A 13509-nucleotide genomic window follows, 5' to 3' on the forward strand; every position below is an offset into this window, starting at 1 on the left:
CTCGTTGTCCTCGCCACCCTGCTGACGACCGGAGGATGCATGTCCCAGAACGACGACGGCCGGAACGACCCGCTGCCGCGCATGGAGCGGGAGGCGGCTCTGAAGTGGGCGAAGGACTACACCGGTTATCTGGCCGGGGTGGCCGGGGTCGAGACGATCGCATCGACGGCCACGACGCATTTCGAGGCGTGCGTGGGGGCGAACGACGAGGTGGCCGAAGACGGCCGGTACAGCCTCTTCTATTACATCAACTCGCCCGCTCCGGCGACGGATCACACACGTATCGTGCGCACGCTGCGGACCGAACTCACCAAGGGCGGCTACGAGATCACCTCGTACCGGGAATTCAAGAGCGCCTACGAGTCGTCGGCGCTGAGCGCCCGGAACAAGAAGAACGACTACGTGGTGGAGGCGGACACCGTGGGCGACGGAAAGGACAAGCCCCAGCGCTTCTCCTTTGCCGTGCGCACTCCGTGCATGCTCCCGCCCGGCGCGGAGCAGCAGAAGTTCTGAGATCCGGACGAGGAGCCGAGAATGTCCGAAGAGACCCATGTCGACCCCGCCGAGCTCCGCGCCTCCGCCGGAGCCGCGGACGCGATAGCCGACGATATGCGGGGCCCGGCCGACGGTGCGGTCAAGGAGGCGGGCGCCGCGGGGAGTTCACTTGCAGGCTGGTCGTTCGGGCCTGCCCTGACCAACGTGTCCACCAGCTGGAAGCCCGCGCTGGACGGCCTTCACGCACGTACGAAAGCCGGAGCGGCCAACCTCCGCTCCTCGGCCGACGGGCACGAGTGGAACGACCAGCGCACCGGCCAGGACTTCGAGAACATCGACACCAGCGCGGGATCCGCCACCACGCAGGCGACTTTGGGCGAGATGCCGAGCGTGCTGCGCCGCGACAGCGACCAGGACGACAACTCCGCCTCGCACTCCTTCGGGCCCCCGCCCCAGGGCGGTCCGCCGCTCGATCCGCGTACGCCGTACGGCACCGACATGCCCTCGTACGACGACGGTTCGGTCAGCACGCGGCCCACGCCGGGGGAGAACCCCTTCGGCTGAGACGTCAGGCCGTACGTCCGCCGGTGCGCCGCGCGTGGCCCTTGCGGTCCGGGGTGCCCAGGTGGCCCGGCGCGCGCTGGGTCTCGCCGAGCCAGAGCTGTGGGGCGTACTCGCGTACCGCCGCGGTCAGTTCCTCGCGGGCGTCCGGGGCGAACGGGAAGCGGTAGCGCAGCCGCGGCAGGTCGGGGGAGAGGGGTTCCTCGTCGCGTACCAGGTGCCACAGCGCCGGGTCGTCGGGGTCGATGGGACCGGCGGGGAAGAATTCGAGCGAGTAGATCTTGGCGGTGCGGCCGAGCTCGCTCCAGTGGATACCGACTCCGGCGAGGGAATCCCAGCGGATGACGCCACGGTCCTTGCCGTTGTCCAGCCAGAAGCCGGTGGCGTCGAGGCTGACGCGAAGGGTGCGGCTCTTCCCTGCGGTGACCAGGGGGAGGACGCCGAAGAAGAGGACGACCAGTCCCATCACCACCCCGACGATCCCCTTCGCGCCGCCCCCGCCCGCCCCGGCGAGCATGGCGACTCCGCCCGCCAGGATCAGCAGGCCGAGCGCGGTGAGCACGATCCCGAGCGCGACCAGCTTGGTGGCGTGGGTCGTCGTCCGCAGAACCGTGGCCGTGGGGGAGGGGGAGGGGAGCGGGGTGTCGTGGGGTGTGGGCATGCTTGCGAGTCTAAGGAAGGCGCCGGGGGCGTGGCGATAGGGTCGGTTCCCATGAGCAAGGACCGCGGCCGCGAGGCGCACCAGGGGCCGGGCGAAGAGGCCGGCGGCACACCGGAGACGGTCGAGCTGCGGGCGCGCTTCCAGGCGGCGGGCAGGGCAGGTCTCGTACGGGACCGGGCCGCGGAGGCCCGGCGGACCCGGCTGCTGTACGCGGTGCTGCAGGCCGTGTTCGCCGTGGTCTTCCTGGTCGCGATCGGGACGCGGCTGTCCAAGGGCACGGATCCGGGCCTCTGGCTCGCCGCATACGCGATCGGGGCGGCCGGCTGCGGGCTGGCCGTGCTGGTGTCCCTGCGGGGACGTACCCGCCCGGCCCTCGTGATCTTCTTCGTCACTGCCGTGATCGGCGGCCTCGGCGACAGCCTCGTCAGCGTGTCGTAGCCGCGCCGCGGTCGCGTCGCGTTCGGGCGGCGCCTCAGAGCACGAGGCCCACGAGGAACGCGACCGCGGCCCCGACCACGCCCGCGACGGAGACGGCGATCACGGCCGTACGCACCCGACCGCGGCCCGCCGCGTCCCAAGTGGTCGAGAAAGAGACCTTGTTGCGCCCCGCGGGCAGATGCCCGGTGGACACGTAGAGCAGCCCGAGCGCGAAGATCAGCCACGATCCGAAGAAGCCGGCGAACCAGCCGCCCGCGCGGTACGGCGCGGTGATCACATAGCTCGTGTCGGTGTCCGTGGAGAGCGTCGGTGCACCCGTGCGCTGGACCGAGAGCTCGGTGCCGCCCAGGTAGCGCCGCTTGCCGTCCTCGATCTCGGCGTTGATGTCGCGGGTCTTGCCGTCGTCGGAGACGAACGTGCCGTAGCAGGTGACATGCCGGCTGCTGTGGCGGCGAGTCCGTGACGTGGTGGCGTGGCTCGTGTCGCAGGACTGCACGGTCAGCTTCCCGTGGGTGCCGATCCAGCCTGCCGTGTTCGCTCCCTGGTACGCGCTGAAGCCGGCGGCCAGGATCGCGAGAAGCAGGAATCCGGCACCCGCGGCACGCCCCGGGAAGCTGGCATCGGTGGGTGTGGAAGGGGCGGTGGATGGTGCGAACGGAGCCTGGGACACGGGGTGTTGGTCCTTTGCTGTGCAGGGTGTGGGGGGCCTGTGTGACGACGGTGGCATACCGGGCCGAATGTCACATCGGTGCGCTAGGGTACCGGCCAGATCGCGTTTCAATTGCAAAGTGAAAGTAAACCGGGGGAACAACCATGCCAGGCAGTGGGTTTGACGTCGATCCAGCCGTCCTGAAGAGCCAGGGTGGCGAATTCGAGAGGATCGGCGGCGATTTCGCGGTCGCCGCCGCCACGCTCAAGGACGCGCTCGCCGCTCTCGAAGGCGGCGAGCCGCCATGGGGTGCGGACACCATCGGCGGCCCGTTCGATGTCGTCTATCAGCCGGTCAAGGACGGGATGAACGATTCCATGGAGTCGCTCGGCGAGCGGCTCAAGGGAATCGGCACCAAGCTCCAGCAGACCGGCGCGAATTACGAGAAGACCGAAGAGATCGTCACCATGACCTACACGCCGGGGAGCTGATCAGCCATGTCACTGACTCTCCCCGACGAGGTCGCATGGGTCCTGGGGCTGCTGGGTTACGAATGGCCCGAGGCCGACGAGGACAAGATCGTCCAGACGGCCGACGCCTGGCGGGCATTCGGCGCCGAGGTCGCGCGGCTCGAAGAGGCCGGAATGACGGCCGCCGGTGCGATCCGTGCCGCCAACTCCGGAGACGCCTCCGAGGCGTTCGAGAAGGAATGGCAGAAGTACGCGGGCGACGGATATCTCGGCGATGCCAAGTTCATGGCGGAGACCATCGCCATCGCGCTCGATGTCGTCGCCGTGAACGTGGTGATCAGCAAAGTTTCGGTCATTGCCCAGCTGATTGCACTGGCTTTCGAAATCGCCGCGGCACAGGCCGCCGCACCCTTCACCTTCGGGCTCTCCGAGGCGGGCGCGGTCGGGGCCACGCAGGTCACGCGCGTCATCGTGCGCAGGCTGCTGAAGGAGCTGGAGGAGGTGATCGTCGACACGATCACCAAGACCATCAAGGAAGCCTCCCTGAAGGCGCTGAAGGACATGGCCAGGCAGGCCATCACCGACGCGGCCAAGGAGGCGGCGACCGGTGTCGCGCAGAACCTGGTCGAGCAGGGCGTCAAGGTCAACTTCGGGGCGCAGAGCGGCTTCGACCTCAAGGGTGCGGCCAGTGAGGGCCTGGACACCTTCAAGGAATCGGCGACGAGCGGGATCAAGGACGGTCTGACCGGCGTCAAGGACAACATCGAGGGTCTGGCCGACCCTCGTACATACTTGCAAGCGGCGACGGACCGGGCGGGCGAGCATGCGGGCAACGGGCTGAACCACCTCTCGGGCGGCGGTTCCGGCACCGGAGAGCAGGGGTCCGGCAACGAGGCGGCGGCGAACCCGGACTCCGGGTCGGGCTCCGGCTCGGACCAGACCTCAAGCCCGAGCCAGACCCCGAGCCAGACCCCGAGCCAGAGCTCCGGTTCAGGTTCCGGCTCGCACCGCAGGACCCCGCACGCGGACCGCGTCCGTTCCGACTTCGGCTGAACGAGAGAAGAGGCCAGGCCACATGGCTGCACAGACCCCCGACCAGGGCGGCGTCTGGGACGAGGCGCTGGAGCCCACACAGCTCCGCTCGCTCAACTCCGCGCTGCGCAAGCTCGCCGACAGCGACGGCGGCAACCGCGAACTGCAGGAAGCCGCCAAGAAGTTGATGTCGGGCCGCGTCACCCTGCGCGACGCACTCGACGACCCCTCGGTCTCCCGAGGGCTGATGTCCGGCACCGCCTCCCTGCGCGAGAAGTGGGAGGCGGCCTCGGAGGAGGAGCGCGAGGCCGTACGCGAAGGAGAGCCCGCCCCGGACGACGGCCCGACCCGCCCGTCGGACGGCACGAAGAAGCCCCCCGGCCGCCACAGCGGAGGCTTCTCGCTCTACTAGTACGAGAACGACGAGTGCGCCCCCGCAAGCCGATCGGCGCGGGGGCGCACTCCGTCGTTCACCGCTGTGTCAGAACAGCCCGTGCCACATCTGCTCGACCACCACGGACCACCAGGTCTCCGGATCGCCCAGCGCCGGCGCGTCGATCGCGGCCAGCTGCTCCTGGAACGCGGCGACCGCCGCACCCGCCGTGACCGGGTCAAGTCCCTGCATCCGGGCCCGCGTTGAAGCCAGCAGCGCCAGCGAACGGTCGAAAGCGGCGACCGAGGAGTTGATCCACCGGGTGCGCACCGTCGCCAGATCGATCGCCCAGACCGAGCCGACCCCGTCGGGCGTCCGGCGCGAAGGATCGACCTGCACCATCACCGTGTACAGCCCGTCCGTCCCGATCCGCACGAAGTGCGCGAGCTTGCGTACGTCGGACTCGTCGGCCTGCGTCCCGGCCGCGAGCGCCGCCGCCGCACCGTCCGCGAACAGGCCCCCCGCGGGCGGCGCGTCATCGCGGTCCGCGGTGAAGAAGAACGGCAGGTCCGCCGGGAGCCCCGCCCACGTCAGCGTCTTCTTCGCGTCCTCCGGAAGGCGGCTGGCGGCGATGTCGTCGGCGTCGGGGCGCCGTACGCCGTCCGCCCCGAAGACCTCCGTCAGATGCCGCCCCACGGCCACGTCCCGCAGCGGCTCCGCGGGTGCGACCTGGGCCGGAACCGGTACGGACTGCGGCCGGGGCGGCGCCTGCTGCCCGGCCATCTGCGCCATCAGCTCCGCGTGCTGGACCAGCCCTGAGATGCCCTGGGCGCGCTCCTCCGGGCGTGCGCCGTACTCGTGCGTGCACGAGAACTGGGCGTTCGGGAAGGAGTTGAGGACCTGCGCGGTGTACCCGCCGGGCAGCAGCGCGGGCCGCAGATCGGTGTGGATCGCGACGACGTTGCCCTCGGGGACGTTCATCCGGCGCAGCTCGGCCCAGGCCTGGTACTCCACGGGCGGCAGGCCCGGAGCCGCGGTCTTGAAGAGGCTGGTCTCCTCGCCGTTCGCCGGGTCGACGTACGTGAAGACGGCCGTGTTCCCCGGCCCGGTGACGGGGCGCACCGCCGCCGTCCCCCCGCCGTGCTTCTGCTGGTACATCCGTACGACCTCCTCGACCGGCACCGAGGGCCACACCGTCAGCTCGCCGGACCGCCGGTCCACGACCCCGCAGGCGTTCCCGATCTCCGCCGGAGGCCGCCGCTCGCCGGTCTCCGGGTCGCGCTCCATGGGCGCGGGCGCGGCCCACACGACCCAGCCGAGGTCGAACTCATGCATCTTCACCTCACGGCGCGGGGCGATCGGGCCCTGCAGGCCATAAGGGTTGAGCCATTGGTCGGCGGTGGCGAGCGCCTGATCCTGGCTGATCACGAGGGGACTCCTTCGAGTGACGTACGGGCGATTGCGAGGCTAGTAGGTCAGGCGCGGGGCCGTAGACGCAGGGCCTTGACCCCGCGCCCGGTGGCGACCAGCAGCACCCCGTCCGGGGAGAGATCGGCGGCGGTGAAGGGGACGTCGGAGACGAGAGCGGCGACGACCTCCTCGCTCGCCCGGTCCCATACGCGCACATAGTCGGCGCCGCGGCTCAGGAAGAGGGGAGCCTCGGCGCGCTCGTCCTCGGAGGGGCGCAGAATCGTCGCGGGGTCGAGGTCGGGGGCGAGCTGCACAGGCTGCACGAGCCCGTAGATGCTGACTGCCGTGTCCGCGTCCTCGCCGAGGGAGTACGCGCCGGGCGTCCCGGCCGGCACGACGAGTACGGCGACCGAATCCCCGCCCTCCGGCAGGCGCCCCACGGTGACGGCGCTGACGCCCGGCACCCCCACGTTCCACACCGTCTGCCAGGGCAGCTCGAAGCCGAGCCGGTGCACGGCGGCCGCGTACTCGAAGAGCCCGTCCTCGACGAACGCGGTCTCCAGCAGCGCGGCCCGCAGCTCGGCGGGCGCCTGGGTGCGGGTGAGGAGAGGTGCGGTGCGCAGATACGTCAGCGCGGGCGGCCCCAGCTCCGCGGGCGGGCAGGCCTCGATGGCAGCCCGTAGCACCACGGGGTCAGCATGCACGAACAGCCCCGGATCGGTGAGGAGTTGGGGCAGCTGACCGGCCTCCAGGGCGTGCCCTGCGATGTGATCGCGTACGTAGGGATCGGCCTGACCCCAGTCCTGCCCCGGCACGGCGGAGAGCAGCGCGACGGCGATGCGTGACTGCGCGGTCCGCAGATCGGGCAGCCCGGCCCTGACCGCCGCGCCGAGCGCGGGGTGCAGCAGACGCAGCCGGTCTTCTTCGGGCTGTACGAACGGACCGGCGAGCAGCATCCCGCCCGCGATGTCCGCGCTCATGTCGCGCCCGGCGACCGCGGCGGCGAGCTGCCCCCACAGGGCGACGGGCAGCCCTTCGCTCTCCGCGAGGGCGATCGGCGCGAGCATCAGCCGCAGCGTCTGCGGATCGGCGCCGAGCCGTCGTGCGTGCAGGTCGAGGGCCTCGTCGACGCTGGACGGAAGCAGCGACGCGTCGCCCGGATCGAAGCCCTCGGGCGCCATCAGTACGCAGTGGGTGGCGAGTTGCACGACCAGCGGGCTGTTGCCCGCACGCTGTGCGATGGCCATCGCGAGCTCCAGGCGGGCACCCGGATCGGAGGTGAACGGCAGCTCGGGCGCGCCCAGTTGAGGATCGAGCGCGGCTGCGGCATGCAGCACGAGCCCTTCCGGGTCGGCCCACTGTGGGTCGTCCAGGTCGAGGACCTGGACCTCGCCGGGCGGCAGGGACCCGGCCAGCTCGGCTGCGTACGCGCGGGGGAGGTCGACCAGCAGCCGTACGGTCGGGGTGGCGGCGAGGGGCTTCAGCACCTCCCGTACGAGCCGGGCGGGCTCACCCGCACCGCGTACCGGACCGGCCAGGTCCACGTCGGGTACGACGACGGTCACGGGCTCGGCCAGCGCGGCCAACTGCTCGTACACCTCCGAGTCCCGCGAGGCGTTCAGCCCGTGATGATCGGCGAGCAGCCACAGCACCTGGGCCGCCGTGCGCCCCTCGGTGCCCGGCACGGCGGGCGGGGGCAGGTCGGGCGGCACGGTGGACGGGTCCATGTCGTCGAGCGGCAGCCGCTTGCGGAACTCCGGGTCGCAGAGCATCAGGAACCCGGTGATCAGCCGTGAACTCCCGCTCCCGGCCCCGCCGGTGAGCAGCAGAACCCTCGGCGCACCGGGCCATTCCATGCGCCACGCGGCGAGCGCGCGCAGGGCGGCGGTGCGGCCGCCGATGTGGGGGTGCGGTGCATAGCCTTCGGGCGGCGCGGTCATGAGTCCCGGTCCTCCGTCGTCCGTCGTCCGTACGGGCAGGTGCGCGTAAGCCACTGATCCTATGTTCGGTCTCCGGGTGCCAGGGCCAGAGCCCATGGGCTCACCGCCAGTACGCGACCGGGCGGCCGGCCCGCGCCCGTCCCGGCGGCGCCCGCCGCACTGCTTCGGTGATCGCATGAACCTCACCCACCTCACCACCCGCACCGCGGCTGCCCTCTTCTGCGCGGCGGCACTGACGACGCTGAGCGCATGCAACGCCGACAATCCGGCGTCCGACCACAAGAGCACCGGCAAGCCGACGTCCAAGGCCGGATCCCGCCCCGGAGCCAAGACGAACGGCATCGCGAAGCTGTCGACCGACGCGATCTACAACACGGCGACCAGGGCGAACGCGGAGGCGGGTTCGCTGCGCGAGCAGATGACACGCAAGGGCACCGATGCCGACCTGCGGCTCTCCGCGACGGAGTGCGCGGGCACGGTGAACAAGGCGGACGAGGGCTCGTACGAGATCATCCGCAAGGGCCCCGATGTGTGGATCAAGCCGAGCGCGAAGTTCGCGGCGTGGATGACGCAGGCCACGGGCACGCCCTTCTCCGACAGCGTCTGGCTGCACGGTGCGCCGACCAACCCGGTGACGCGGGCACTGGCCAGCTACTGCCACCCGGAACTTTTCAACGCACCGGACACGAGCGGGGGCGGCCTGAAGAAGGGCAGGGCCACCCAGCTGGACGGCATGCCGGTCACGTCGCTCGTGCGGACCGGCAAGGCGGGCAAGTCCGTGACGTACTACATCGCGTCGACCGGCAGCCCGAACCTGGTCATGCAGGACGTCACGGGCAGCACCACATCTCCCGACCTCACCTACTCGGACTTCGGGAAGCCGGTGGGCGCTCAGAAGCCGACGGGCAGGATCGTCGAGGCGCCGAAGGACTGAGGCCGGCTGCCAGGACCGTTGCCAGGACCGTGGATCACCGCGGAAGCAGCGGCGGCGAGGGCAGCTGGAAGTGCTCCACGATGATCCGCAAGGTGACCTCGCCGTCGCTGTTGAAGTCGGGATCGGTGTCATAGCCCGTTTCGCGCCCCACGATCCCGGCCGCCAGGAGCTCGCCCACGAGCAGATCGCCCGTGCGGCGCGATTCGCGGCGCTGTCCGAGGTTGAAGTAGAGCAGCCCGAACCCGCCTTCGCAGTAGGCGAACTGGAACGGGTGGTCGTCGCAGTGCGGGACAAAGTAGTTCTGCCCGTGCGGACAGGTGCAGGCGGGCGTGGACGCCAGAAACACCGACTCCACGTGATCCGGGCGACTGGCACGGTCCGTGTACCGGAAGCCCGTGATCTTCTGGGCGAGGTCCTGGGCGCTCCGTCCCGTGTGGTCGGCGCGGGCATCGAGAGTCACCCATGCCCAGCCGGCCGATTCGCCGGTCGAGAGGGTGGGCTGACCGGCTTCGGCGTAGATGTCGGTCAGGGTGGCCAGTTCCATGCCCTTGAAGAAGGCGATGAAGGTGTTCGGGGGAAGAGTGCTCACTTGGCCGTCACCTCTGCGGTCAGAGGCGGTGACGGCAGGGCGAAGTAACCGGCGATCGCCCGCACGATACGGGCGTGATCGTCGTAGTGGTGGTCGAAGCAGTCATGTCCGTCGTCGTCCTGTTGTGAACACTCCTCGCCGGGACCGATGAGATGTGCGGCGAGGAACTCGGCCGACAGGTAGTCGGGGTTGTCACCCACCCGCTCACCGATGCTCTCGAAGTTGAAGCGGAGGACGAGCCGACCGCTCCGGTGATACTCGAACGCGGGCGGGAAGCCCTTGGCACTGCAGGGCTCCAGGACGAACACGACGATCTCCGCGCCGTCCGGACAGATGCTGCTGTAGTCGACCTCCTCATAGTCCGTGTTCTCATAACCCTCCGGGTCGAGTTCGAACATCTCGTGCACCGCCCACGCCCACGCGCCGGACTCTCCGCCGGTGAGGGGCGTTCGCTGCACGTGGTGCAGGCCCTTGTTGAGCGCGTCGAGAGAGATACCCCGGGCGAACACGAGGTTCACTTCGAAGCCGGGGACCGGTCCCTGTATCCAACTGATCATGCTGAGAAGCCTAGATGCGACCACTGACAGTCGCCGCGCGGCTTCCTCACGGTCGAGGAAAATTGAATGGCGTGGAGCCCAGCGGGTGGGGAAACTGCGCCGGTGACCCATTCCGCACCGCCTCGACTCCTGCGGCCCCGTGCCCTCGAGCCCGGCGATCTCATCGTCATCGCGGCGCTGTCCGGGCCGCTCCATGCCGTCTACGCATCCGACCTCGCGCAGGCGGTGGTCGTGCTGGAACGGATGGGATTCCGTGTACGTCTCGCACCCCTCCTCGAAGCCGGGCGGCACCACTGGTGGAGCGCGGCGCGACCGGCGGAGATCGCCGAGGAGTTCAACGCTCTTCTGCGCGATCCCGAAGTGCGCGCGATCCTCGCTCATGACGGTGGGCAGACGGCGTTCGGCTACCTCGACCTGATCGACTTCGAGGCGATCAGGTCCGACCCCAAGCCGATCCTCGGCTACAGCGACATCTCCCTGCTGCATCTGGTGATCCATGAGCGCACGGGCCTGGTCGGATTCCACACCGACCTGGCCACACCCGGCCTCGGCGGGTCCTGGAAATCAGCGCCTGCCGCCCGCAGGGCAGAGCTGGAGAAGCTCTACTCGACCCTGCTGACCAGCACGGACGCGATCGGCGCACTGCCCGCCACCCGGGCGTGGGAGTGCTGGCGTCCCGGCCGCACCGAAGGCCCCCTCGTCGGCGGGGTGATCAACCGCATCGCGCTGGTGCAGGCGACCCCGTACGCGCTGCCGCCGGAGCGGTTCGACGGTGCGGTGCTGTTCTGGGAGGAGCGGGGAGGCCTGGCAGCATACGTATGGAGCTATCTGCAGGTGCTCCGGCACAGCGGCATCCTCGACCGGATCGCCGGCATGGTCGTAGGCGTCCCATGCGAGATCGACGGACTCGGGCAGGGCGGCCCCGACGGGAACCCGACCCTCCGCGAGATAGTCCTCGACGTCCTCGGCGACCGCGACATCCCGGTCCTGGGCAACGTCGAGTTCGGACACGCCGTCCCGAACCTGCCCATGCCGATCGGCATTCGCGCCGGTCTCGATGCGCACCGACGCACGTTGTCGCTGCTCGAACCGGCGGTACGGCCGCGTCGTGCGGCGCTGCCTCCGTGGGGCCCTGCTCTGACCGCGTGATCAATGGTGGGCACGTCATCGTCTACAGCCGCGATGCGGAAGCGGACCGAGTCTTCTTCAGGGACGTGCTGCGCTATCCGCACGTCGACGCGACCGTGGCAGAACTGACAGCGCAGGGCGTGGAGTTCACGCAGCCCTCCTCCGGATTCAGCCCTCGGCCCTCAACGGGCAGCCTGTGCCCGCCCGTTGGGCGAGGTCGGCGCGGAGGGCGGCCAGTTCCGCCATGCGTACGTCGATGAGCTGGATCTTCTCCTCGAACAGCGCCGACAGAGCCTCGGCCGCGTCGGGCACCTTGCGCAGCTCCTCGCCGGTGCGTGCGATCTCCGCCAGCGAGAAGCCGAGCGTCTGCGCGGTGCGGATGTAGTGCAGCCAGGGCACGGTCTCGGGGGTGAAGTCCCGGTAACCGTTGGGCAGTCGGTCGCCGGTGACCAGGCCGACCTTCTCGTAGAACCGGATGGTGTCCCTGCTGACGTCCGCCTGTGCGGCGAGCTCTCCGATGCGCATGGTCCTCCGTCGCTCGCGGGCTTGACCTTGGACCGTACTCCACTGTTTAGCGTGAGGCTCCGTTGGTCCGTTGATCCGAAACCGGCAGGAGCCCCCGACATGACCTCCCCCTACCTTCGCGTCGTACGCGCAAGCGCCTGGTACGACCTCGTCGTCACGGCGGGCTTTGCCACGCCGTGGACGTACGCGATGGTGCACGACGTGCTGTCGCTGCCCGAACGCGACGTGATGCAGACCCTGTTGGCGAACCTGATGGGTTCGGTCGTGGTGGTGTGGGCGCTGCTGCGCATCGTCAGGCCGCAGCCGGAACACGGCCTCTTCGACGGCATCGCGCGCACGCTGTTCTCGGCGTGGATCGCATACGCGCTCGCCCATGGCGGCCCGCACCTCCTGTGGGGGTTCCTGGTGGTCGAAGTGGCCTTCGGGGTCGCCCAGCTCGCGCCGCTGCTGCTGAGGTCGGGGGCCGACGACCCCGGACGCGATGACGCATCCGGGGTCGTCGAAGACCGGCCGGGCATGCCCGGCTCAGCGGCGGATGCCCGCGTATGCCGCCGGGGAGACGCCGCCTTCCGCACCTGACGCGCCGCCCACAGTCCAGACCCGGCCCGCCGCGTCGGTCGCGGCCCCGTACAGGAAACCGGCTCCGGGCGGGTCCTCAGTGCGGGTGAGGAGACCCTGGGGGCCAGTGGTCAGGACATAGTTCCCTGCCGGGTTGACGGCCGGGTCCTGGGTCTCGCCCACGATCACCGGCCGGCCGGAGCCGTCGAAGGTGATGTCGTACAGCTGGCCCGTCTCGGCGGGGGTACGCACCGTGCGCCACGCCCGACCGTCGTAACGCACGACAACGGGTCGCCGCCACAGGTTCTCGTCCCTGATGTGGCCAACGGCCCATACGTCGTTGGTAGTCCGCATCTCGATGCCGTCGAACAGTGCCCCGTCGAGCGCGGGCGGCAGGCTCTGCTTGGTCCACGACGTGCCGTCGAAGCGGGATATGCCGTCGCCGATGGCGTGGACGACGCCACCGGGTCCGGCCTCCAGCTGGGACACCCAATTGAGCCCGGTGTTCGCGGGCAGCCGGGTCCATGCACCGCCCCCGTGCGCGTCCCCGCGGAACAGGGCCGGGACGTACTGCCCGGCAGCATCGGCGTAACCGCCGAACGCCCAGACCGAGCCGCGCGCGTCCACGTCGACGGCGGACAGCGACGTGTCGTCCGCGCCCTCCGGGAAGGGCAGGGCGACCTCGCTCCATGCGGTGCCGTTCCAGTGCTGCAGCAGTGCGCGTGCTTGCTCACCGTCCGATTCGCCCGCGGTCTCGAAGCGGGTGCCGACGGCCCACACCTCGTCGGGTGCGCCGATGGCGAGGTCGTCCAGGTGGCCCTCATCGGCCGGCTGCGGTGGTGCCTGCCAGCCCGTGCCGGTCCAGCGCATGGCCACCGGCGTGAAGGTGCGGGTGGTCGTATCGCTGTGCCGGCCGACCGCCCAGGTCGCACCTCCCGCGGACTCGACGTCGAACAGCACGGTGCCGTTGCTCTCCGCGGGGCTGATGTCCCGCCAGCTCCGGGTGTGGGCGGCTGCGGGTGAAACGGCGGTGGCGACGACTGTCGCCAGCCCGACGGCAAGGGCAGTTGCTGCCCGGGGTAAAGAGAGGAACATGAAGAGGCATCCTTGGATCGGTGTGACGTGCTTGCTCTCGATCCTTCTGATGCGCCGGGGCCCCACAAATGTTGCACTCTGTCGACGACGAGAA

17 protein-coding genes are annotated in these 13509 nt (G+C 70.1%); 9 read left to right on the forward strand and 8 right to left on the reverse strand.

Going from position 1 to position 13509, the window contains the following annotated elements; all coding sequences use genetic code 11:
• The first annotated feature begins 39 nt into the window (after positions 1–39).
• Positions 40–513: a hypothetical protein gene (locus tag AB0H78_RS22795; RefSeq protein WP_363236337.1), complete on the forward strand. Its 474-nt coding sequence runs from the start codon at positions 40–42 to the stop codon at positions 511–513.
• Between the two features lie 21 nt (positions 514–534).
• Complete coding sequence (locus tag AB0H78_RS22800; RefSeq protein ID WP_363236338.1) at positions 535–1059, forward strand: type VII secretion target; 525 nt, start codon at positions 535–537, stop codon at positions 1057–1059.
• 4 nt (positions 1060–1063) lie between these two features.
• Here the strand turns inward: AB0H78_RS22800 and AB0H78_RS22805 are convergent, their stop codons facing one another.
• Positions 1064–1717, reverse strand: a complete 654-nt coding sequence (locus tag AB0H78_RS22805; RefSeq protein WP_363236339.1) for a hypothetical protein — start codon at positions 1715–1717, stop codon at positions 1064–1066.
• A gap of 51 nt (positions 1718–1768) precedes the next feature.
• On the opposite strand from AB0H78_RS22805, the gene AB0H78_RS22810 reads away from it, so the two are divergent.
• Positions 1769–2155 carry a hypothetical protein gene (locus tag AB0H78_RS22810; RefSeq protein WP_363236340.1) on the forward strand — a complete coding sequence of 129 codons (387 nt, stop codon included), beginning with the start codon at positions 1769–1771 and terminating at the stop codon, positions 2153–2155.
• Between the two features lie 34 nt (positions 2156–2189).
• Here the strand turns inward: AB0H78_RS22810 and AB0H78_RS22815 are convergent, their stop codons facing one another.
• Positions 2190–2825, reverse strand: coding sequence for a hypothetical protein (locus tag AB0H78_RS22815; protein ID WP_363236341.1), 636 nt, complete (start codon positions 2823–2825; stop codon positions 2190–2192).
• A gap of 143 nt (positions 2826–2968) precedes the next feature.
• Between AB0H78_RS22815 and AB0H78_RS22820 the strand changes: the two genes are divergently transcribed.
• From AB0H78_RS22820 to AB0H78_RS22830, 3 genes are read left to right on the forward strand one after another with little or no spacing between them, the layout of a single operon-like run.
• Entirely contained in the window at positions 2969–3295 is a 327-nt protein-coding gene (locus AB0H78_RS22820) for a hypothetical protein (RefSeq protein ID WP_363236342.1), read from the forward strand.
• Between the two features lie 6 nt (positions 3296–3301).
• The gene (locus AB0H78_RS22825) at positions 3302–4327 is read left to right on the forward strand and encodes a PE-PGRS family protein (RefSeq protein ID WP_363236343.1); all 1026 of its coding nucleotides are present in this window, start codon (positions 3302–3304) and stop codon (positions 4325–4327) included.
• A 22-nt stretch (positions 4328–4349) separates the two neighbouring features.
• Positions 4350–4718, forward strand: coding sequence for a hypothetical protein (locus AB0H78_RS22830; RefSeq protein ID WP_363236344.1), 369 nt, complete (start codon positions 4350–4352; stop codon positions 4716–4718).
• Between the two features lie 69 nt (positions 4719–4787).
• Here AB0H78_RS22830 and AB0H78_RS22835 read toward each other — a convergent pair whose 3' ends face one another.
• Both AB0H78_RS22835 and AB0H78_RS22840 read right to left on the reverse strand, forming a co-directional pair.
• A complete protein-coding gene (locus tag AB0H78_RS22835; RefSeq protein WP_363236345.1) occupies positions 4788–6107 on the reverse strand; it encodes an SUKH-4 family immunity protein in 1320 nt (439 codons plus the stop codon).
• A 47-nt stretch (positions 6108–6154) separates the two neighbouring features.
• Positions 6155–8083 carry an ATP-binding protein gene (locus AB0H78_RS22840; RefSeq protein ID WP_363236346.1) on the reverse strand — a complete coding sequence of 643 codons (1929 nt, stop codon included), beginning with the start codon at positions 8081–8083 and terminating at the stop codon, positions 6155–6157.
• A 121-nt stretch (positions 8084–8204) separates the two neighbouring features.
• On the opposite strand from AB0H78_RS22840, the gene AB0H78_RS22845 reads away from it, so the two are divergent.
• Positions 8205–8963, forward strand: a complete 759-nt coding sequence (locus AB0H78_RS22845) for a hypothetical protein (protein ID WP_363236347.1) — start codon at positions 8205–8207, stop codon at positions 8961–8963.
• A 34-nt stretch (positions 8964–8997) separates the two neighbouring features.
• On the opposite strand, the gene AB0H78_RS22850 is transcribed toward AB0H78_RS22845, so the two are convergent.
• The gene (locus tag AB0H78_RS22850; protein WP_363236348.1) at positions 8998–9552 is read right to left on the reverse strand and encodes a hypothetical protein; all 555 of its coding nucleotides are present in this window, start codon (positions 9550–9552) and stop codon (positions 8998–9000) included.
• The gene (locus AB0H78_RS22855) at positions 9549–10109 is read right to left on the reverse strand and encodes a hypothetical protein (protein ID WP_363236349.1); all 561 of its coding nucleotides are present in this window, start codon (positions 10107–10109) and stop codon (positions 9549–9551) included. The genes AB0H78_RS22850 and AB0H78_RS22855 overlap by 4 nt, the downstream gene beginning before the upstream one ends.
• A gap of 102 nt (positions 10110–10211) precedes the next feature.
• Between AB0H78_RS22855 and AB0H78_RS22860 the strand changes: the two genes are divergently transcribed.
• Positions 10212–11258, forward strand: coding sequence for a S66 peptidase family protein (locus AB0H78_RS22860; RefSeq protein WP_363236350.1), 1047 nt, complete (start codon positions 10212–10214; stop codon positions 11256–11258).
• Between the two features lie 147 nt (positions 11259–11405).
• Here the strand turns inward: AB0H78_RS22860 and AB0H78_RS22865 are convergent, their stop codons facing one another.
• Positions 11406–11762, reverse strand: coding sequence for a MerR family transcriptional regulator (locus tag AB0H78_RS22865; protein WP_363236351.1), 357 nt, complete (start codon positions 11760–11762; stop codon positions 11406–11408).
• Positions 11763–11861: 99 nt separating this feature from the next.
• Here AB0H78_RS22865 and AB0H78_RS22870 point away from each other — a divergent pair, with 99 nt between their 5' ends.
• Positions 11862–12341, forward strand: coding sequence for a hypothetical protein (locus AB0H78_RS22870; protein ID WP_363236352.1), 480 nt, complete (start codon positions 11862–11864; stop codon positions 12339–12341).
• Here the strand turns inward: AB0H78_RS22870 and AB0H78_RS22875 are convergent.
• Entirely contained in the window at positions 12288–13415 is a 1128-nt protein-coding gene (locus AB0H78_RS22875) for a hypothetical protein (protein WP_363236353.1), read from the reverse strand. The two genes, AB0H78_RS22870 and AB0H78_RS22875, sit on opposite strands and share 54 nt — an antisense overlap.
• Positions 13416–13509 lie beyond the last annotated feature (94 nt).

The organism is Streptomyces sp. NPDC050738, assembly GCF_040654175.1.
Classification (GTDB): domain Bacteria; phylum Actinomycetota; class Actinomycetes; order Streptomycetales; family Streptomycetaceae; genus Streptomyces.